This window comes from Chitinophaga solisilvae, assembly GCF_009928525.1.
In the GTDB taxonomy this organism is placed as follows: domain Bacteria; phylum Bacteroidota; class Bacteroidia; order Chitinophagales; family Chitinophagaceae; genus Chitinophaga; species Chitinophaga solisilvae.
In genome coordinates this window covers 146749-167804 of record NZ_JAABOK010000009.1, presented here as the reverse complement: position 1 = coordinate 167804, position 21056 = coordinate 146749, and the positions used below count along the sequence as shown (strand labels likewise).

Here is a 21056-nt window from a genome sequence, read left to right as displayed (position 1 = left end):
TTGATGAAAATAAAATTGTACGAGGTCACCGGATTAAGAAAATTAGTCCAGCAGGGGCCAGGGATAAAATATACTCTTAATTGGCCATACTGTGCGACTATTCAGTACATAAGCAATATCAACTTAATTCTGATTGTTTCAGTAAACAACTTTTCAAAATGGATCTACATACAGCATTCAACTTTCCACTTGCAAGATAATTTAACAAAATTATCTTGCAAAATTTTTTTCCTGACAACAAAAAAAATGTAAGGGAGCCAGTTGAAAGGATTCCGGTGTATGAGTTCTGTGTATGTGCGCCTGTAACCACTGCCGGCGCCCGCACTCCACTTCTCCGGCAGTTGTACCCATCCTGAAAAATCTGCCTGCATCCATTACCCTCACCCATCCATATAAAATCGCTTACCTTTGCGCCTTCCCCCTCTCCGGGGGGCTGACAATATGCCCGCAAGCATGTATAAGACAGATGTAAAAGAGGATTTATCCATAACAGAACAGGATGCCGGCACGGCCTTCTGCCGCTTTACCGACCAGGACAATGCCAGGTCGGTAGCGGAATCGCTTACGTTTAACCTGGAAGACAATATTCATCCGCTGTGTGAAACGGCTATAGCCGAACTACAGCAATACCTGGCCGTTCAGAATGAATGGAAACACAATTTTGGCCTCGGCAGCCATGGTAACGGCGCCGTTATTGGCAAGATGTTCGGCGTACTGGTGGTTAGAACCCGCTGCGGCGTACTGGGTTACCTGTCTGCCTTTTCCGGCAAGCTGGCAAATGGCAATCACCATAACAGATTTGTGGAGCCGGTATTCGACGGACTTAAAACAGGCGGCTTTCTGAATGCCGGTATGATCCGGTTATCAGCCATCAACAATGAAATTGCCGTACTGTCCGGGGAAGATGCCATCCTCCACGAGGCGGCCATCACCAAGCTGAAGGAATTACGCAAAGCTCATTCCAACAGGTTACAACGGCAACTCCACGAACAATATAATTTCAGTAACAGGGCCGGGCAGTTCAGGAATCTGGTAGATATTTTTACTGACCACGGCTATAAACAGCCACCGGCGGGTGCCGGAGAATGTGCAGGTCCGAAATTACTGCAATATGCCTTTCGGCATCAGCTGGAGCCTCTGGCGCTGGCTGAATTCTGGTGGGGCTTATCACCCAAATCAGCCACCTGGAAACATGGCGCCTATTACAAGCCCTGTAAAGAGAAATGCGCACCCATCCTGAGTTATATGCTAAGCTGATTTCATGGTTACATATGCAGTGGCAGGAATATCCTGCCACTGCTCATTTCTACACATGCTTCATCAGCAGGTCAGCCACTGCTCCCAACAGCACTGCTGATAATATAAAGGAAAACATACCTAACAGATAAGCCATTAATGCGAGTAAGTAATTTTTGAATTTCCGCGGATCAAAAAACTGCGCAATAGCCCATGCACAGTAAAGAATAGCTGCAATGCTGGCCGGCGATGCCAGGCTGACTTTCAACAGCCCTTCTCCCAGCTCAAAAACTGCAAGTATCAACATGCCCATCCCCATTACAAAACATAACAGAATCAGCATCTCATAAAAATTATAGCCATATCTGCCAAACATCAGTTTCAGCCACCCTCCTATAAATACTCCCATAATGATGTTGGCATAACCATAATGACTTTCCACCCAGGCAAAAACGGCGGCTATCCCCGATGACTGCGGAATACCCCGCGCAGCATGGGTTTCACTGGTATGAAAAAAGTGAATGATGACCGTATAAATCAGGGAAGTGATGAGAAGGAAGATAACAGGCTTTACCAGTCGGTTACGGTTGCAGGTGATAAACTCCCGTATACTTTTCCCCGGACTTACCAGCAGCGCCTTAAAAGTATAGAGGATACCCTTTTCGAAATGCAGGATATGCTGTATTTCGTGAAGAATATAATGACCATCGACCCGTTTTAAAACAGCAGGCTGCCCGCAGTTGCCACAAAATTTTTCACTGACAGGCTGATTACAGTTATAGCAGCTCATAAACATCCGCAATTTAAAGCGTTAATGGAACGGGACTTTAGTTCCGCTCTTATCCGTTTTAAAGCGGTCTTCAACGCCGGAAAAGTAACCGGCAGGGCCATCAACGGAACAAAAACCATACACCTGGCATGAAAGCAGCAAAGTAGTATTCCCATTCCCGGCGCCAGTACGGCAAACACCAGTAATACGCATCTCAGGGCAGGTTGTGTGACAGTAAATTCCTCTCGATTCATGGTTGACAGCTGCTTCATATAACCAGGTATTTACATCAAAAGTCAACACAAAAAGATTTTGAAAGCCTACACTTTAGTGTAAATTTACCCGCATTACACACACCGATGAAAAACGACCGTTATTCCAGCCTGTTAACGAAGAATCACCTGGGTAAGCAACCGGAGCAGCAACAGGATTACCTCGAAGCCGTAAAGGCCATTGCCCGGCTTACGTATGAAAGTCTGTACATCATTGATTATGCAGATATGTCTTTTGAATATGTTTCGGACAATCCCCTGTTTCTCTGCGGATACACGGCTGCTGAAGTACTGCAATCCGGCTATGATTTTTACTTCCGGCATGTACCGGAGCCGGACCTGGAACTGCTCAACATTATCAATGAAACCGGGTTCAACTTCTTCAAAACATTACCTGTAGCAGAGAGAAAAGAGTTAAGTATCACCTACGATTTTCACCTGATCAGCAAAGATGGCAAACCGGTGCTGATTAATCATAAGCTGACGCCCTTGCTGATGACTCCCGATGGCAACATGTGGAAGGCCCTTTGCATCGTTTCCATATCGCATCATCAGACAGCAGGGCATGCCCGGATTTACCGGCAACATTCAGCAGATGTGTGGAAACTGGATGTTAAGCAACGCCGCTGGCGCAAATCAAGGAAGCCGGCGCTGACAGAACGGGAAACAGCTGTATTGCGGCTGCATGCCCAGGGGCTGACCATCAGTCAGATTGCAGAAAAACTTTTCGTATCCCCGGATACCGTTAAATACTACCGCCGGCGCATATTTGAGCGGCTGGAAGTAAATAGTATCGTAGAGGCGTTGTCGTATGCCATCAACAGCCGGATTATCTGACCTTTGCCATCAGACAAATATCATTTATGGAAGAAAGAATCGTCCACAAACAATTACTGAAACAATACTGCGAACAAATCTTCCTGCAACGTATTGCCACCACACAGCAGGCGATGGATGATGCGCAGGCGGCGGCAAACAACGAAAGCAAAAGTTCCGTCGGCGATAAGTATGAGACAGGCAGAGCGATGAGCCATATGGAAAAAGATATGCATGCCAGGCAGCTGCTGGCTCACCGGCAGGACCTTCTTGCGCTGCAGGCTGTTAATGTACAGGTCATTTATCATGTACCTGTTGCGGGCGCATTTGTACGGACTGCCACCACCGGTTTTTTTATAGGCACAGGTCTTGGTAAACAGGTTATCAACGGAGAAACTATTTTCTTTCTTTCCCCGGCATCTCCGCTCGCACAGCAACTGATGCAGAAAAAAGCAGGAGATGAATTTGAATTCAAAGGGAAAAACAGGATAACGGAGATCTATTGATGATCTGCTCCTCCCTGCCGGCCGTTGCTGCAGGCAATACCACTTCCATCATCTGTCTTCATCTGCCAAAAAAGATAAGGGTTGCCGGAAAAGTGATTTGTGCCTTACCTTTGCGACGGTATAAACAAAAAACATGAGTCAATTTTTACATATAAACCTGCCGTTAAAGCACAGGCTGACATTTACCGCCAACCCGGTAAACGTAGTACCATTGCCGGATGGAGAGATACTGATGAACTTTGCCAGTCAGCCGCTGATTACAAAACTCAATGCCAACCTGGAGATTGTCTGGGAGAAAATCATGCAGGGACAAAATGCGAACTATGTCAGCAGTAAGCTGTCTGCCTCTTCCGACGGCCGCCTGATTGCCATTGCGGGCATGACTGACATGCGTATTCTCGATGCGGAAGGAACCACCGTTTTACATACTGTAGCGCACCGCTCCTGGGGCTGGTTCCTGGGTGCAGCGTGTTATTTCAGCAAGGATAATAAAACCATCTGGTATATATTACCGGGAGATGACGATGAAACCGACGAGCTGCAGGTAATGGATGCCGGCACTTTTGAGGTGATAGCCTCGTATCCGCTGCAGGAGAGCCAGCAATACGCCTATACATTTCATGCTACGCCGGACAATAACACCATCCTGCTGGAAGCCGCTGCCGGTCAGGATGACTGCATCCACATGCAACTCCGGCTGAATGATGGTATCATCTCCCTGACAGAACTCACCCAATGCGATGACGTAATCATGGGTAACTTTGCCCCCTCCGGAAAAGAGTTTGTGATGGCCCCTCATTATGATGGCCCGCTGGTGGTCTATTCCTTTCCGGAAATTGCCCTGGTAGCAGATCAGGAGCAATCTGCCATTTTCGATGGCAGTAAAGATTTCCCCTCCTCTGAACCAGATAATATCAACTACAGTGTATTTTTTGTAGATGATAATAATATCCTCATCGTCTCTCAGTTCGGAAGATTATTACTGCTGGACCGAAAAGATTTACGCTGTAAGGCAGAAGTAATGCCAGAGGGTATTGAGTTTACCGCCTACGACCTGGATGGTAATCCTACTACCAATCCGGACTATATCTATGATTACAGCAGTAATATTATCAATGTGATGATTGTGCATGACAAGCTGCTGCTGACCACGAGTGACGGACAGCTGCGCGGATACGGGCTGCCGGTGTGATGAATTTTTCTGAAGGGGTTTCCAGATTTAAGAAGCGCGTTCAATACATACATCATGATGTTCATTCTCCGTTGACTGAAACAGGAGGATGAATACAGACATAAAAAACGGAGTGGCTGTTACCGGCCACTCCGTTTTTTATATATTATATAAGATCAATACTATACTTCTACAGCCTTGCTTACCTTACGATACACAAACTCGTGGTAGATATGCCTGCGGCAGAATCTGCCCGGCGTATCGGAGTTAACCAGCTTCACGTATAATGCTTTAGGCACATCCAGGTACTCATAGCTGCTGCCATCCTGAAACTGGATCTGCAACGTTGTTTTGCTATAACTGAAATCATGAATCATGCTGGCAGAGATGGTAGCAGTATAAGCAGGCAGTGCAGCTTCAATCGTTTCCGGTGCAATACTTACCAGAAAATGATATGCCTCTATCAATGCTTTACTTTTTGCTTCTGCGGCTGATTTTTTTTCCTCATCCAGTCCCTCGAATTTATCCGGATGCCATTCCTTCATCAAATTTCTGTAGGAGGTTTTTAATTCTTTAAGATCTGCAGTTTTGGTAACACCCAGCAGTTTTCTGTAGTCAATTATTTTACTCATTATGTATTGTGTTCAAAAATTAAACAGGCTGATCATTATGAGCAGACTACCATTTAATATAAATAGCGCGCAAAATTACGACAAATTAATGTAATGGCATTGTCAGATCTGTTCCTGTGTACAGAAAAGCCAAACCCCGTCTGAGATCAGACGGGGCTTTACCTTTAATCGAATGTATTATGCTATAACCATCTCCTATCTCAGGAATAATTTCCGCACAGCACTATTATTAGCATCAATCACATAAATACTTCCATCTTTACCTATTGCCATTCCTGTAACAATGGGAGAGAATTTTGCCTGATCAAAGGCGCCATCCCCATAACCGGAAGCAGCCTTCATCATGGTGGTTACCTCTCCGCTCACCACATTGTATTTACGGACACTATAATTCCATTTGTCCCAGATCAGCAGGTTGCCTTCCCCATCAAGCACTAAACCGGATGGTGCTGCCCCCAGTAAGGCGGATGAACGCGGACCATCCTGGTAACCACCTTCAGACTGACCGATATACTCAATGATAGCAGCTCCCCTGGCAGGAAGGAATGATATATAGGTGTTATAGTCATCGTTCAGGAAGTAGATATTACCTGCCAGATCAAAAGCAGGGCTGCAGGCATCGGAGGCTGTAGCGCCAAATACCTTTTCTGTAGCACCATTTGCGTGTACTTTCAGAATACCCTGATACATCTGCGTAATGTACAGCTCGCCGGCTTTGTTCAGGAATACCCTCCCAGCGTAAGGCAAGCCTGTTTTCAGGGTAGTCACCATGCCATTAGGTGTAATCTTCCGGATGTTATTGGCGTAATTGCTCTCTGCCACATACATATTATCGCTGGCATCTATTACGATACCGTTGATGCTACCGAAGGTGGCTGCAGACAGCGGGCCATCCTCGCTGCCGAATTCGTTGAGTTTACCTGCCCAGATAACCGCCTGGCCATCAGGCGTAATTTTACGGATCGTTCTGTCAGAGCGGCTGGATACATATACGTTTCCTTTGGAATCTATGGCAATACCGGAGGAGCTGCCGCCAATAAAGCTTCCTGTGCCGGGGCCTCCATACAGTGTTTGCACGCCTGCACGGAAAAATTCATTCGGCGCCTTTGCTTCCAGTGCTGCACGTTTTACCACCAGCTGACCGCTAGTAAGATTAGCAGGTGTTGTTACCACCAGAGACGTTTCTGTGGCGCTTTCCACTATGGCAGCAACACCGTTGAAGGTGACAATATTCTCTGCGGCTACGGCGCTGAAGCCGGCGCCGGTAATCGTTACTTTCGTACCTGCCAGACCGGTAGCCGGGTTCACCTGCGTAATACCCAGGTTCTGGTCTTTAAACTGCGGGCCTTCCACTTTCTGGTCGTTCACGGATACCATCACTTTACCATCACCTGTTCCGCCGGGAAGTATCAACGTAAGTCTGGTGGCAGTCGCTGTTTTCACCGGAACGGCCGTACCGTTGATCGTTACTACGTTTTCTTCAGGGAGTGTACTGAAGTTAATTCCGTTGATCGTCATATCAAGTCCTTTAGGACCACTCAACGGCGTCACGGATACAATAGTGGGTGGCGGTACTGTGGTAAACGCAGGACCGGTTGTTTTCTGTCCGTTAATAGTTACTGCTACGGGTCCGGTTGCTACGCCTTCAGGAGCTTCCACCACCAGATTAGTAGCAGATACTTCCAGTACTTTCGCCGCTTTACCGTTGAAATCAACGATATTACCGGCTGCTGTACCTTCAAAGCCTTCTCCGGATATGGTCACTTTAGTACCGGCTCCACCTGTGCGGGGCTTGATTCCGGTAACCGACTGAAAGCGGAAGTTGGCGCCGGAAGAGGTCTTTCCATCCACCGCTACCATTACAGGGCCACTACCTGCCTTCTCCGGCACTTCTGCCACAATCAGGGTATCGCTCACACTCACCACACTGGCGCTGACACCGTTGATGGTAACAACAGCCGGTGAATGGGTATTGCCAAAGCCTTCTCCGCTGATTCTTATCTGCATACCGGCAGCACCGTTCATGGGAGAAAAACCATGGACACTCAGCTGCTGGTAAGTATAGTTGCCTATGTTAATGGTCTTATCAGTGGTAACAAGTGTTAACCTAACGGTTGCCTCATTTTCAGGTGCACGTACCACCATGGAAGTGTCGTTAAAGTTCAGTACTTCGGCGGCCTTATCACCAAACATAACCGTCCCTTTTGCCAGCAGCCCCGTGCCCTGAATGGTGATCAGCGTACCTGCATTCCCGCTGTTCGGATAATAACTGCGGACCGCAAGGGAGGCTGCTATTGGCGGATCGTTCTTCTTACAGGCTTCTGTCAAACCAATAAATACTATCAGCACAAGACTGATTAAATAGGTGATGATCTTTTTCATCTGTCAGGATGTTATAGATATTTTGTTAAAAAGTATAGCGCACACCCAGCTGCATCTGGTAACGTGAACCGAAGTAATCGATCGAATAAGGCTTACCCGGGTCCGCAAAATTGTAAACAGGGTAGCCTTCTTTACCCTGCGCCGGTGGATATAAGGTAGGTGTCAATCCTACAGAAGCCGTGCTGTTGAAAGTATTGGGAGAGAAGTACTGACGGCCCCAGTTGCCATTCAGCATATTGGTAAAGTTGATGATATCTGCCGTGATGGTGATGTAATGCGTTTTCAGGGCAGGAAGATGGAATTCCTGCGCCAGATGCAGATCGCCCTGGATATTCCATGGCGTACGGCCCATATTCCTTTCTGTAAACAACCCTCTCCTGCTGCGCAGGTAAGCATTACCGTCTACATAAGCATTGAATGCAGCCGCCTGTTGCTCGGCGGTATGTTCTGCTCCATCCCGGAAGAATCTGACTGCTTCGTCTGCAGCAGGAATGTAAGCCAGGCTCACCTGCTGTGGCAGCCCCTGCACGCTGTTATTCACAATACCATAGGTAAACGGACTGCCTGACTGCGCGGTACCGAATAGCCCTACGCTGGTCACCAACACCTTATTCCATTGTTTCCTGTAGTTAACGTTCAGGACTATACGATGTCTGATATCAAAGTTGGAATAGGCCAGCCCGGCATTATTGGGACTCAATGCCTGGTTCAGCTGCCAGTTGGACTCCATAGAGTTACGGATACCATTGAACTGGTCTTTACTTTTTCCGAAAGTATAGCTACCGGTTACATACAGTCCGGACTGGAATGTTTTGGTAATGGTACCGGTTACATTGTAACGGAAACCGCTGGTAGTATTACTCAGCAGGTAAGCATTCGAAAAGGCCGGGTTAATAGTTCCGGAATACACCGGCTGCTCCCGGTTTTTATCGTATCCGTAATATTTTGGATTATCGGAGATATTTACCTGCTGGAAGAAGACATCCTTCAGCACCTTTGTTACAATACCTTCAACGGAAAATTTCCATTGATTGACAGTCGTATAATCCACCGCCAGGCTGGCACGCAGCACCTGCGGCATGGAGAAATCATTATCTACCAGGTCCACCTGCGTTTTGCCTGCATTAGGATGATTGATGATGGTACCATTATCTCTGATGAAACCGGCGATACCGTCAGGCCCTGGTCTGATGGCATCTGAACCGGGAGCGAAAGGTTTCTGGTCTGCCCGCTGATCAAAAGAACCATATCCGAGACCATTGTTGTAATAGGCATAGGCCAGCCATGCAAAAGGTATACGGCCGGTGAACAGGCCGGCGCCACCGCGCAGGATCAGGCTTTGATTGCCCAGCCAATCGTAGCGGAAGCCCAGTCGTGGCGAAATCTTCACTTTATTAAAGAACCGGTTACTGATACGGTTCAGGGGAGTATAGGCATAAGTAGTTCCAAAGTAGGGATCTGCCGGTGAATCAGTTACTTTCTCACTTAATGCAGGCTTATCCGGCAGCCAGGTATAATCTGCACGTAAACCGGGCATCAGTTTCAGTTTATCATTTACCTGGATTTCATCCTGCACATATATGCTATGCAGACTGATGTTAAACCTGGCGCCCGGATGGTCACGGATGTAGTCGCGGTTATTGTTCACGTAGTTGTAGCTGCCACGCACCCGGTAAGGATTATTACGGAGATAATCTTCGATGCTCAGGTAGTCTACACGGCCGTTCCAGCTATTCACGAAACCATAGTCGATATGATAAAGTTCATTATGCGTACCAAACAGAAAGGTGTGTTTACCTTTTGTAAGTGTTACGTTATCGCTGATTTCCACGGTACGTTGTTTCATATTAAAGATCGACGCTTCACGGTCTGTACCGAGATAGATGGTTGTACCCGGTGTACGGCCCATAATCTGCACCTGTGGCAGCGAAGGATCACTGAGTGGATCGCGGTAGTCGCGCACCACGCTGTAACCTGCCACAAAGCTGTTGCTCAGCGTATTATTGAAACGGCTTTTCAGCTCCAATACCGTGCTGCTTTGATTATTGGTTTGTCTGTATGCCATGCTGCTGAAACGGAAATCCTGCTGGTCACGGTCCATACTCACCGCACTGGAAGTGATGGTATTGTTACGTACCGATAACTGGTGGCGGTCGTTGATGTTCCAGTCCAGGCGGTTAAAGAATTTGGTTGACCTGGAGCTGGTGTTGTAAGTACCTGCCGTTCCCGGATCGAAGATGTTGCCATAGCGGCTGATCGTTTCGTTACGGATAGCGTCTGCATCTGCGGCGCTCAGAATGTGCCAGGTCTCATCTTTACCTGCCACCAGTTGTGTTGGTTCGGTACGGCGTGTAATTTCTTCGTTGGTAAAGAAAAACAGTTTGTTTTTGATAATAGGGAAACCGAGGCGTACACCTGCCTGGTAGTCTTCAAAAGCGCTGTTCATCTTACCCAGGGTACCTGCTTTATCCTTCCCGGTGATGGCGGCGTTGCGCCCATAGGCGTATACGGACCCCGTGAAGGTGTTGGTACCACTGCGGGTAACGGCGTTAACGCTACCGCCGGTGAAGTTCCCGATCTTCACGTCGTAAGGCGCCAGATATACCTGCATATCTTCAATTGCATCCAGGGAAACGGGGTTGGTACGGGTGCTGCTACCTGGCTGACCGCTGGTACCACTCTGTCCGCCGTTAGAAGGACTGAAGCCAATTGCATCATTGTTGATGGCGCCATCGATGGTGACGTTGTTGTAACGGAAGTTGGTACCTCCGAAGCTGTTATCTTTTGAACCCTGTGGCACCATACGGGTAATATCCTGTAAGCTGCGGTTCACGGTGGGCATGTTGCTCAGCTGTTGTTTGCTGATATTCTGTCCTGCACCAAAGTTGTTGGCGCGTGGCGCTGCCCTGGTTCCTTTCACCACTACCTCGCCCAGTCTGGTGCTTTGATCGGAAAGCGTGATGTTCAGTAATTGCGGTTCTCCCAGCTTTACCATAATATTTTCAATGGCCTGCGGTTCCATCCCCATCATGGTGGCCGTTACCTTATACGGACCGCCAATACGCATGCCGTTGATGCGGTAGCGCCCACCATTGTCAGTGATGATGGGATACTTTGTTCCGGACGGGCCATGGATGGCAATAATTGTGACACCGGGCAAGGCCTCTCCTTTTGCGCTTTGCACCTTACCGGTAAGGCCACCACCTGTTTCCTGTGCCGGTACTGCGAAAGGCAGCATCAGCAGCAGTAAAAGGAAGTGTATATGTTTCAATGTAAAAACTTGCATGTCTGAGATATTAAATATCAATGATGATTATTGCGTGATGCGTAAGGTGTTGTCCACGATATGCAACACGCCGTTACCTGCAATCACATCCTGTTTGAACAGATTTACATCTGCCGTATTACCGGTCCCTTTCAGTCGGATACCCGTAAAGGCGCCTGGCTGTTGCGGATTCGGAATGAGGTTTACGGTAACGGAGTTGTTATCCAGCATCCGCTGTGTAGTAGTAGTTTTACCGGTAGCTGTTGTCAGGATGTAATCATTTACAAAGCGGCGGTCTGTTACCATGTGATATTTTACGAATACCGCAATTTCGGCCACCGGTGCGGCATTGATGGCTTCTACGGTAGCATATCCCTTGCTGACCATAGCGGTATTAGACGGGGCGTACACTGTAAGAGGTGATTTACCCTGCAGCAGCTCCACCAGGCCGGCACGCTGTATCGCTTGCCAGAACAGCGTTAAAGAGGATTCCGCGGCAATCGCATCTCCTATTGTCTCATACAGGTAAGGCTGCAACATACGGTCAATTACCTGTACCTGTCCGTTGGAAGCCTTGATGGAAGAGGCCAGCAGCCGGCTGCCATTGATGGTCAGCACGGTATCCTTATCTTTAACCCACCGGGTTACAAAGAGCTTTCCTCCGCGGGAAGTGATTTCCTGGTTAAACAGGAAAGGCATTTTACTCAGGTCGTAATTTCCTTCCATGGTATGATAGGCGCCGATAGCACCTATCAATGCTGCCGGTGCGCTCAGCACAGATAGCTGGTTGGTATATCCCGCTTTTGCAAATGCGTCATCGGATGGTGCAAATACGGTGAACGGGCCTGGCGTATTGAGGTCATTACGCAGGTAGGTACGACTCACCACGGTATTCATGACAGAGAGGTTGAAGTTGTCTGCCAATACCTGTGCTATCCGGTTGTTATCTTTACCCGGTTGTACATCTTTATCTCTGGAACAACCGGCAGCCGTCAGCAGCAGTATACCACAAGCTGCCAGGGCTTTTAAATGGATATTAAACTTTCTCATCAGAACTCAACTTTATCGCCAAGAATCAGGTTATCTACTGCATGAAGCGGCCCTTGCAGCGTTGGGATGTCAGCTTCCACTATATTGGCTGCAGGATGACTGCTACCTTTTACCTTCAGCGTAATCTGGGTACCATTCATACCAAAACCAAATGGCATCAGGTAGACAGGCACGGAGTTATCGCCGCTGGTCACCAATGCAAAAGTGCTGAGCATTGCGTCATTGAGGTCGTTGGACCAGAACATGGCGGGTACGCCCGAACCTGCTCCGATGGAGGTCCTGGGCGCGTACATCCGGCCCCATGAGGAATATGCCAGCAGTGAATCGGTCACAAACAGTCCGTTACGCATTTCTCCCCACTCCTCATCCAGGTAAGGCATTGATCGTGCGTTTAATGTCATCAGATCTTCCACGGAATTAAAACCGGCTTTTTTAAATGCTTCATTGGTAGGTGCAAAGAAGGCATTGCCTGCGACAATATTTCCGGGATACATCCGTAAAGCCTGGTGCTGCTGCCGTTCAAACCAGCCATAGCTGACTGCTTCCCAGGTACTATCCATGGCCTTGAGGAGGCCGGACAATATGGTAAAGCGCGGATCAGTATCAATGATATCGATCATTAATTTACCCGGACGCACCAGCGGCTGACTGATCGGATAGATGATGCCATTCCTGGCATATATTGGTGTTATCCTGCCGCTCTTTTTACCATTGATGAGCAATGATCTGTCTGGCGCCACGCCGAGATACAATTTATAGGTATATGCTTCCGGGAAAGACACCGCTGAACCCGGGCGCGTGACCATTTCTTTTATAGTTCTGTCTCTCAGCAAAGATTTGTGCCGCACGTTACCCTGTTGTCCCAATAAGATAGCCGAATCAATATATACAGGTATTACATGAAACAACATCAGGGAATCCAGGTCGGTTACTTTTGCAGTGGCAATTTTGTCTGCCGTAAAACCTGCAGCTGTCATGGCAGCATCATCCGGCGCCAGCACAGTAAACCTGATACCGTTGCCCTCTGTTTTCAGGAGAGAATCGATATGGCTTTTCTGCCAGGCAGCATAGAATAATTTTTGCGTTGATTGCGCTAACAGGGTATTGAAATCGCTGGTAGCAGTATCTGTGTATGGTACGGGTACTCCCACCGGCGGCCGTTGAAATTCCGTTTTCCTGCAGGCTGTGAGCACTCCCGCCAAAGCGAGTGTATAAAATATGATACGTCTCATATCAAGAACTTTTTGAAATGATTATTTCTTTAATGCCGCCTTCGGCTTGATCACCAGGTCGGGCAAATAATGAACAATACCGTTGTCGGTGAGATTGTCATTTTTACGGGAGGTGTTACCATAGACAGTTCCCTGGTTCCCTAATGCCGGATTTTCAGGATCGCTGTAGGACAGCCAATATTCTGTGGGGCTCACCTGGTATGTATTCTTGATAGCCTTTAACAGATATCTGAAGTTGTCATTGGCAATTGTTGCGTTCAATGACGGAGTACCGTAAATAACAGACAATGCCTGGAAATCTGTCAGGAACAGGTTTTTTCCAGAAAGTATATACATCCCGAACAGTCTTGCTGTTATATATTTATCCGGATTATAGGCAGTCAGATTTTCCATGGTAATGCCCTGCCTTTCCAACGCCGCATTGTCTGGCGCAAAAACCGTGAACGGACCTGCACCTGACAACTGTTCCCATAATCTGCTTTGCTTCAGCGCAGCAACATATACGCTGTATTCCGGCTGCGCTGCCAGAAACTGCTGTACCGTACCAGGCGTATACTTCATCACCTTATCCATCACGTACAGGATGCCGTTTGCCAGCACCACATTTTTCTTGACGGCAAAAGAACCGTTTACAAACAGGTTGTTTACCTGAGAACCGGGTACTTTAGGATCAAAAGATGCAAAGGTCAGATACACTTCCTTCCCCGCCAGGTTAAGATATCTTACATCCACACCATTGGAAGGGATCTCGTTTACAGGCAGTCTGCGATTGAGAATATGATATTGCATGGCCTGTTTCAGGCTATCCTTATTGAGGCGTTGAAAATCCGACACACGGGTAATACCCAGCTCATTGAACGCACTATTGTTGGGCACCAGCAATGTGAAAGGCCCTTCTCCGTTCAATCCCGCAGCTAACCCCGTATATTCCAGTGCGGCATTAAACAGTTGCAGGTCGTAATTATTTTTAACAAAATCTCCCGCATGCCGGTATGATTCCCTGGTATCGGGCACCGTCAGTTCATCATGCTTACAGCCGGTAAACATTACTGGCAGTAAAGCGATCCACATGCAGGCTCTGATATATTTAAGCATTGTGCTACTTTTTATGTTGAAAAGAATCGCGATGATTAATAAACCGGTTTGGGATATCTCCGCTGAATCGTTGTCAGGTAGGCAGTTCCGTTCACCACTTCCAGCGTATTCACCGTAGCGAATGAACGCGGATTATAAGTACCGGAGTGGATGTTAATAATCATACTGGGCAGAAACAGGCCACCTCGTTCAAAAGTTTGCCTGGCGCCATTTCCGTACAGGGCCAGCAAACCATATTGTCCATCCACGTACGAATCCCTGTCGCCGTAAGGAATCCGTTCCGGATCGAGGCCGGGTACCAGCAATGTAAACCGTTGCCATATATCTGTTGTGATGCGGTTAGAAGCGGCATCTGCAAACAACGGAAAACTGTAATAAGGGGCCGTGCCGTTACCGATGCTTCTTTTCATCTGCCCCAGGTAAGCGTACTTGTAACCGGTAATAGTATTCCAGCCGCCAGGCTTGCAAAGCGACATCCAGATATTCACATCGTCCCGGATACCGAAGCGCATGACACCATCTTCGTAATTATCAATTTTTTTACTTTTATCAGCACTCCAGAAACCGGCTGCACTGTAGTTATAAAAATTCACATACACCATGGAATCAGAAAGCGGAAGGAGATGAAAATTTTCTTTACGGACAATGATGCCCCTGGATTTTGTTGTGAAATCCGTTTGCAATACATGCATGGTATAAACCTCTTCCACACCCAGTTCCAGGGTAGTATCCACTACTACGTTTTTCCGGACAGCAGGTTCCAGGTCAAAGAAGGGGATCTCATTCATAGGCCGGTAATAAAATATGATACGGTGTTTACCGGATGGAATCTGCGCCCAGCTGGATAAATCGAAGCCATTCAACACGGGGCCGGCAGGCACACTCTCCTTACCCGGATACTCCGGATTCCTTTTACTGGTACTACTGCCGATATGTGAAGGATATGGTGGCGCATAAGGATCGCGCTTATCCAGAAAGTCGCCTTTAATGGCAGCTCCCACAGGGACGCCGTCCTTATCAAATTCCGGATCGATCAGCATACACATAAAAGGCTTCTGCTCATCCTTGTTTTCGACCCCGATTCTTGTATTAAAATCATTGAATACACGCAGATAGGCAGGCTTATCGACCTTCGTATATTCTACCTTGCTGCAGGAGCTGAAACTCCATAGCAGCACAGCTGCGGCCAGGAAGTGTTTTATCTTCGTCATAACAATTACTTCGTGTGTTTAATAATGATCATTCTGGCGCCTTTCCCTTCCGGCTGACTACCATTGAGCCGGCCGGCCAATGCTACGGTGTATACGCCGGGTTCATGCACCGGCTTCACACGGGTATACCTGTCAGGACGGGCAATAAATGCAGTACTCTTCAACACAGGAATCGATGAAATCCAGCTGCCGGGATATATTGCCGGAGAAGATTTATACACCATAAACCGGTAATCCTCTGCATCCTGTAATACACGGGCGTAAGGCTGATTGGTAACAGGTATCCCTGGCTGCAGATTGCGTGAAGTGGCTGCAGCTCCTGCCGGCTGGCCATTTCCATAGGTAAAGCTGGCATATGGCAGGTCAGGGCACAGATTGAGAAAGCGATAGTTAAACGGATAGGCATGTGTCATCCGGTTGAGAGAACCATCCTGCCCTGTATTATCAGTTCCCGGCAACGGTTCATACCAGCTACCGGTAAGATTGTTAGCCACCATGCTGATCGCATTCTTTCCTTCCGGTGTTTTATACAACCAGGCAGTATAATTCTGTCCGGCAGTGAAGCGCTGTGTGGCTGTTGCCAATACCGCACCGGCAGCATTTATGGCTTCTACAGTGGCCGCACCCGCTACCAATATGCTATAGTCTGTAGCAGTGGCATAACCGGCGTCGCCCAGCCTGGCGCCATTTACGCGGAAACTCACGGGGCCTTCTTCAGCATTTGCCTGTACCGCCTGCAGGCGATAGTAATCCGTATTCAACGGCTCACTAACGTCGGCGAGCACACGAAAAATATTCTGAAAGTAAATGGCGGTTTCTCCCGGAATACCGTACAGGTTCAGCATCGTCAACACATTCAGGCCCACTACAATCGTGTAAACGCCGCCCGGCTGGTATGTTTTCAGCGGAGAGAAGGTAAGGCCGGTACTCACCGCATTGGGAATCGCATTCACCACCCTCATCAGATTAGAGCTTGAAGGCTCCGACATATACGTATTCTCCAGGGCAGTACCTCCCTCTGCCCTTACCTCTACTCCTTCAGGAGTAAGTACTTTAAACTGGTAGGTACCATAGGGCAACTCTATATATGACGACCAGGTTTGTGGATGAACATTACTGGTGGCAGCGCTTACCGGTGAACCATCTGCATAGGCCAATGTAAGCGGTTTCGTTACATTCTCCGCATTCCAGGAAGCGTTGGGCAGATCCGCCAGGTTGACAATACGGATTTTAAAATAGCCGGCTTTCGCAGGCGCAGTGATCTCACGCGGCACCTCCCGCACTCTTGATACTTTTTCTGCTGAGAAAGGAAAACCTCTCATCAGAACATAGTCCTTAGGCTTGTTATAGTCTTCTGTCACCTTAAATCCCAAAGGATTACTGTTGATAGAATATGCCAGGTAATCTGTAGAGATATCCGCACTTCCATTGGTAAGAAACTGGCGGGGAATGGTAAACATGGATCCCATTTTTCCGTTTGCAGGAAACCAGTAAGTACCCGGATACAATGTTTCCTGACCGGGTACAGGCTTAATAATCAGGTAGCTGGTCAGGCTATCGCCATTGACCGATAACTGGTTATTATCTGTAAAGTTGACGAGGCGGACAGTTGAGTTACCACCTACTGTTTTATCAGGGCGGTTATCGTAGGAATAATCTACCTTCTCTTTTTTGCACGACAGCATCCCGATGCTTAACAACAGCAGACCGGCGGCAAAACGTTTATAATACATATCTTCCTTTTTAATGAGTTTTTAGAACAACTTGTAAGTGAATCCCATCATGATTTCAGCACCACGTTTGTAGCTGCGGTTGATATAGCGTTCCCCGTACCAGAATCCTCCTGTACCTGGATTGGCATACACGGTTTGAATGGCAGGGTTCAGGATGTTCTTAGCATAACCTTTGAACAGTAAGCGCTTACCCAGCTGTTGTGAGAAAATGAGGTCGAGCACCGGTGCAGGACGGGTATACAAATCAGGTTCTCCCGTAAGGTTGATTTGCACCAGACGCTCTCCTACCATATTAAAGGTGGCAGTCAGGTCTGTGCCCCACTTCGTATTCCTGTAGTTCAGCCAGCCGTTGATGGAATAAGGCGCCTGTTCGAACAGCGGGCTGTTCTCCGGTGTATTTCTGTCCAGCGATTTACTGGCCTGGTACCTTGCTGTTGTTTTCTTAATGCTGCTTTGCGCAAGCAGCAGGTTAGCACCTATGAAGAAGTTTTTAAACACAGGTGTTAATCTTCCTAAATCCTTTACGAGTTCCAATTCAAGCCCCCACACCATACCTGTGTTAGGATCATTCTGGAACTGAATAGTGGGATACTCCGGATATTTAGCCGCTAATCCATCCGTTTTCAGGCTGAATACTTTCACCAGCTGGTTGTTAATACGTTTGCCAAAAGCGGAGACAGAAATTACTTCTCCCGGATGAGGGAACCATTCCCAGCGAAAGTCCAGGTTTTCCGTATGCTGGTTGATCAGGTGCGGATTACCTACCACCAGGCCCATCTGGAAGGCATCGAATTCAAACACATTGGTTAACTCTCTCAGCTCCGGTCTTGCCAGTGTGGTATTGTAAGCCAGACGGAAGTTCATATCCTCCCGGTAGGTGTAAGTCATATTCACTGCGTAATAGGGCTTGTACACCGTTTTGTATACCGTATTCGGATTAATCAGCGCTAACGGTACGCTATTCCCCTTATCATCCTTGGCGGTCAGTGACGGATCCAGGAATACATTGGAGGTATCTACAGCAGATTGAATATTGGTTTTCTCGAAACGTACGCCGCCGGCTATACGCAGTTGCTTCAGCACATGCAGGTCCAGCATACCGTAGTAGGCATTGGTTTCGAAGAAGCCGTTGTAGTTGTTGGGAGACTTCTGGGTGTTGTACAGGAAGCCGCCGATAGCATCAGCACCTTCGCCGGTACCACCCACAGGTTGCAGGATACCGATTACCTTAGGTCCTACCAGTGCATCCAGGTTACCATTTACATCATACAATGCCTTGTAACGGTTCTGTACGAAGTTGGAGCCCGGCAGGAACATCATATTCTCCCGGAACTTACGGTCGCGGTTCAGGTAGTTGAAACCGGTTTTAAATTCCTGTTTCTGTCCGAACAGCGGGAAGGGAAATACCAGGTCAGCTTTATAGTTCCAGTTGGTTTCGTTCAGCTGACGCCAGCGACGGCCGTTGGGTTCTGCCTGGATGATGCCATACGTACCATAACCATTCACATAACCTGAGTTCAACGCATACAGATGTTCCGAATATACCTTCACTCCGTTGCTGGGAAGGGTATAGAAACCGCCGCCACGGGGCTTGTAATCTGTCAGCGTAACAAAACGGAAGTCCGGATCGTTTTGTGCCGATGTAGAAGAAGCCAGATTATAGCTCAGCCTTGGCGCATATTGTCCTTCCAGGAACTTATGTTCACCCTGCAGGTTGAAAGTATTCAGGTAACGACGGGTTTGCTTGAGTGAGTAAATAGTGCTGTTCACCTCGCCCGGTAAGCCGGAATACTCGTACTTTCCGTGCATATTGACAGCCTGTGCTTCACTGCCCCAGCTGCCCATATATTGCATACTGATTTCATTTCGCTTGTCGAAGCGGAAAGTCAAACCTGTGAGTATGCCATAGTTCAATGTTTCTGTGCCTGTATTTTCTTTATAGGTTTGATATTTACCCATATACAGGTTATTGGGGGTGATATAGTTGGGGATATTCCGCGGGCTGTACAGGTCCGGATTGCCTGTGGTTACACCCTGGTAAATACTGTATTGTGTCAGGTCTCCGCCATATACGTCGGTAGTGCGGCGATAGTAGTTAGCGCCGGCAACGAGTCCCAGTGTTTTATTGCCGAATACCTTAAAGCTGTTACCATAGGTAACAGAATACAGCTGGTTAAGCGGCGCTGTTTTGTAACGTGTAGTCAGCACCGGATCAAAGGCATGCATAATTTTATTGATCCGGGCGGCTTCCCGTTGCATAGCAGGGCTGCCATTGCTTTCGGAGATCAGTTGCTGAATCTGGTTCAGGCTGCCGGGATACTGTTTAGACAGGTCCAGGAAATCGCTGCTCAGATTTTTCTTGTTTACCTTATTTCCCAGGAAACCGAGATCACTGTTATAGAAGCTGTTCATGCGGCCACCGGGGCCGATGTTGGAGTTAAAACCCGTTTGTGCAATAACTTCCAGCGTTCTTTTATCCGGTACTGATTTCGTTTTCAATTCCACGATACCCGCAGCAGCATCTGCAGGCTTGTCCGGCGTAACCGTTTTATAGATAGTGATGTTATCGAGGAGAGATGCCGGTACGAGATCCAGCGGAATGGAGGACCTGTCGGGATCAGAAGAAGCCAGGCGTACTCCGTTCAGCTGACCGATCACACTTCTGTCTCCCAGACCACGGATAGCCACATATTTATCATCCGTGACAGTAACCCCGCTTACCCGCTGTAGTGCCTGCGTAGTGGTGATAGAAGCCGTTCTTTCTATTTGTTGTGCAGAGATGGCATCCTGTACAATGGCAGCGTTTCTTCTTTCCTGGAGCACTGTAATCTCTGTATTGGTTTTACGACGTGCCTGTACCTGCACTTCACCCAGGGTGCGTGTGCTCACCTCCAGCAATATGATGACAGGTGCTGTATTACCCATTACCTTCACTTCTCTGGATTCATATCCCATCAGTGAAAATACCAGGACAGCTCCTTCAGAGGGAATTTCCACGGTAAAGTTACCATGGAGATCAGAGGCGGCGCCGCCGGCACTATTTTTTACGCGGACAGATACACCCGGCAGCGGTTCTTTGGTTTTGCTCTCGAGGATACGGCCGGATATTTTCACCGGAATTTTTTTTCTGGCAACTACTACATAACCATTCAGCAGATGATATTCGAGCGAAGTACCACTCAGCACCCCAGCAATGGCATCTTTCACGGTAATATCTTCCTTACGGAGATTAACTTTTTTGTTCACCGTAGCCAGCAGTGCTTCCGGCAGCAGGAAGTTCACACCGGTTTCGCGCTCTATCTTCAGCAAACTTGCTCTGACATCTGCATCTTTCAGATCAAGATTCAGGCGGCGGGAAAGATCCTGGCTCCTGAGGTTGTCAGCAAACAACAGGCTTACGAAGGTAAGCTGTGCTGCCAAAACAATAAATGAGCATTTCATCAGGAAGTAAATTTTGTGTCTGAGCTTACAGGAGGCAGGAGGAGAACCTGCACCACTGGGCTTTAACACAAATTCAAAGCTTTCGGGCACTGGTTCCACGAAAAATCCTAAAGGATCTTTTTTTAATCCTTTTTCCATACTTTTGAATATTGATAGTTAAGCCCGGTTTTATACCGGGAAATCTGTTAATAATTCGGCTGCTGCTGGTCCTGAGAAAACTTTTGGCAGACCGTTCAACTTTTAAG

At 47.8% G+C, this 21056-nt stretch carries 14 protein-coding genes; 4 read left to right on the top strand and 10 right to left on the bottom strand.

The window, feature by feature from the left end:
* Positions 1-453 precede the first annotated feature (453 nt).
* Complete coding sequence (locus GWG06_RS19755; RefSeq protein WP_202183069.1) at positions 454-1257, top strand: pseudouridylate synthase; 804 nt, start codon at positions 454-456, stop codon at positions 1255-1257.
* Positions 1258-1306: 49 nt separating this feature from the next.
* Here GWG06_RS19755 and GWG06_RS19750 read toward each other — a convergent pair whose 3' ends face one another.
* A complete protein-coding gene (locus GWG06_RS19750) occupies positions 1307-2026 on the bottom strand; it encodes a DUF3667 domain-containing protein (RefSeq protein ID WP_160715389.1) in 720 nt (239 codons plus the stop codon).
* A 338-nt stretch (positions 2027-2364) separates the two neighbouring features.
* Between GWG06_RS19750 and GWG06_RS19745 the strand changes: the two genes are divergently transcribed.
* The 3 genes from GWG06_RS19745 (at position 2365) to GWG06_RS19735 (ending at position 4791) form a co-directional block, all read left to right on the top strand.
* Positions 2365-3114: a response regulator transcription factor gene (locus GWG06_RS19745; RefSeq protein ID WP_127038208.1), complete on the top strand. Its 750-nt coding sequence runs from the start codon at positions 2365-2367 to the stop codon at positions 3112-3114.
* A gap of 26 nt (positions 3115-3140) precedes the next feature.
* On the top strand, positions 3141-3599 hold the full coding sequence (locus GWG06_RS19740; protein ID WP_160715387.1) for a GreA/GreB family elongation factor: 459 nt from the start codon (positions 3141-3143) through the stop codon (positions 3597-3599).
* A 133-nt stretch (positions 3600-3732) separates the two neighbouring features.
* The gene (locus tag GWG06_RS19735; protein ID WP_160715385.1) at positions 3733-4791 is read left to right on the top strand and encodes a WD40 repeat domain-containing protein; all 1059 of its coding nucleotides are present in this window, start codon (positions 3733-3735) and stop codon (positions 4789-4791) included.
* A gap of 161 nt (positions 4792-4952) precedes the next feature.
* Here the strand turns inward: GWG06_RS19735 and GWG06_RS19730 are convergent, their stop codons facing one another.
* The 9 genes from GWG06_RS19730 to GWG06_RS19690 form a co-directional block, all read right to left on the bottom strand.
* Complete coding sequence (locus tag GWG06_RS19730; RefSeq protein WP_127038213.1) at positions 4953-5402, bottom strand: KTSC domain-containing protein; 450 nt, start codon at positions 5400-5402, stop codon at positions 4953-4955.
* 195 nt (positions 5403-5597) lie between these two features.
* Positions 5598-7784 carry an IPT/TIG domain-containing protein gene (locus GWG06_RS19725; RefSeq protein ID WP_160715383.1) on the bottom strand — a complete coding sequence of 729 codons (2187 nt, stop codon included), beginning with the start codon at positions 7782-7784 and terminating at the stop codon, positions 5598-5600.
* 25 nt (positions 7785-7809) lie between these two features.
* Positions 7810-11070: a TonB-dependent receptor gene (locus tag GWG06_RS19720; protein WP_160715381.1), complete on the bottom strand. Its 3261-nt coding sequence runs from the start codon at positions 11068-11070 to the stop codon at positions 7810-7812.
* Positions 11071-11097: 27 nt separating this feature from the next.
* Positions 11098-12099: a fasciclin domain-containing protein gene (locus GWG06_RS19715; protein WP_160715379.1), complete on the bottom strand. Its 1002-nt coding sequence runs from the start codon at positions 12097-12099 to the stop codon at positions 11098-11100.
* Positions 12099-13331 carry a fasciclin domain-containing protein gene (locus GWG06_RS19710; protein ID WP_160715377.1) on the bottom strand — a complete coding sequence of 411 codons (1233 nt, stop codon included), beginning with the start codon at positions 13329-13331 and terminating at the stop codon, positions 12099-12101. Before GWG06_RS19710 ends, GWG06_RS19715 begins: the two co-directional genes overlap by 1 nt.
* Positions 13332-13352: 21 nt before the next feature.
* Complete coding sequence (locus GWG06_RS19705) at positions 13353-14426, bottom strand: fasciclin domain-containing protein (RefSeq protein ID WP_160715375.1); 1074 nt, start codon at positions 14424-14426, stop codon at positions 13353-13355.
* 35 nt (positions 14427-14461) lie between these two features.
* Positions 14462-15637: a hypothetical protein gene (locus tag GWG06_RS19700; RefSeq protein ID WP_202183067.1), complete on the bottom strand. Its 1176-nt coding sequence runs from the start codon at positions 15635-15637 to the stop codon at positions 14462-14464.
* 5 nt (positions 15638-15642) lie between these two features.
* Positions 15643-17370 carry a DUF4397 domain-containing protein gene (locus tag GWG06_RS19695; RefSeq protein WP_160715373.1) on the bottom strand — a complete coding sequence of 576 codons (1728 nt, stop codon included), beginning with the start codon at positions 17368-17370 and terminating at the stop codon, positions 15643-15645.
* A 21-nt stretch (positions 17371-17391) separates the two neighbouring features.
* Complete coding sequence (locus GWG06_RS19690; RefSeq protein ID WP_202183066.1) at positions 17392-20949, bottom strand: TonB-dependent receptor; 3558 nt, start codon at positions 20947-20949, stop codon at positions 17392-17394.
* Between the last annotated feature and the right edge of the window lie 107 nt (positions 20950-21056).

Bases quoted from the DNA above. Each gene is read 5' to 3' on its own strand.
- GWG06_RS19700 (WP_202183067.1), bottom strand. From the start codon at position 15,637: ATGACGAAGATAAAACACTTCCTGGCCGCAGCTGTGCTGCTATGGAGT.
- GWG06_RS19750 (WP_160715389.1), bottom strand. From the start codon at position 2,026: ATGAGCTGCTATAACTGTAATCAGCCTGTCAGTGAAAAATTTTGTGGC.
- GWG06_RS19755 (WP_202183069.1), top strand. From the start codon at position 454: ATGTATAAGACAGATGTAAAAGAGGATTTATCCATAACAGAACAGGAT.
- GWG06_RS19740 (WP_160715387.1), top strand. From the start codon at position 3,141: ATGGAAGAAAGAATCGTCCACAAACAATTACTGAAACAATACTGCGAA.
- GWG06_RS19705 (WP_160715375.1), bottom strand. From the start codon at position 14,426: ATGCTTAAATATATCAGAGCCTGCATGTGGATCGCTTTACTGCCAGTA.
- GWG06_RS19695 (WP_160715373.1), bottom strand. From the start codon at position 17,370: ATGTATTATAAACGTTTTGCCGCCGGTCTGCTGTTGTTAAGCATCGGG.
- GWG06_RS19720 (WP_160715381.1), bottom strand. From the start codon at position 11,070: ATGCAAGTTTTTACATTGAAACATATACACTTCCTTTTACTGCTGCTG.
- GWG06_RS19690 (WP_202183066.1), bottom strand. From the start codon at position 20,949: ATGGAAAAAGGATTAAAAAAAGATCCTTTAGGATTTTTCGTGGAACCA.
- GWG06_RS19745 (WP_127038208.1), top strand. From the start codon at position 2,365: ATGAAAAACGACCGTTATTCCAGCCTGTTAACGAAGAATCACCTGGGT.
- GWG06_RS19730 (WP_127038213.1), bottom strand. From the start codon at position 5,402: ATGAGTAAAATAATTGACTACAGAAAACTGCTGGGTGTTACCAAAACT.
- GWG06_RS19735 (WP_160715385.1), top strand. From the start codon at position 3,733: ATGAGTCAATTTTTACATATAAACCTGCCGTTAAAGCACAGGCTGACA.
- GWG06_RS19725 (WP_160715383.1), bottom strand. From the start codon at position 7,784: ATGAAAAAGATCATCACCTATTTAATCAGTCTTGTGCTGATAGTATTT.
- GWG06_RS19715 (WP_160715379.1), bottom strand. From the start codon at position 12,099: ATGAGAAAGTTTAATATCCATTTAAAAGCCCTGGCAGCTTGTGGTATA.
- GWG06_RS19710 (WP_160715377.1), bottom strand. From the start codon at position 13,331: ATGAGACGTATCATATTTTATACACTCGCTTTGGCGGGAGTGCTCACA.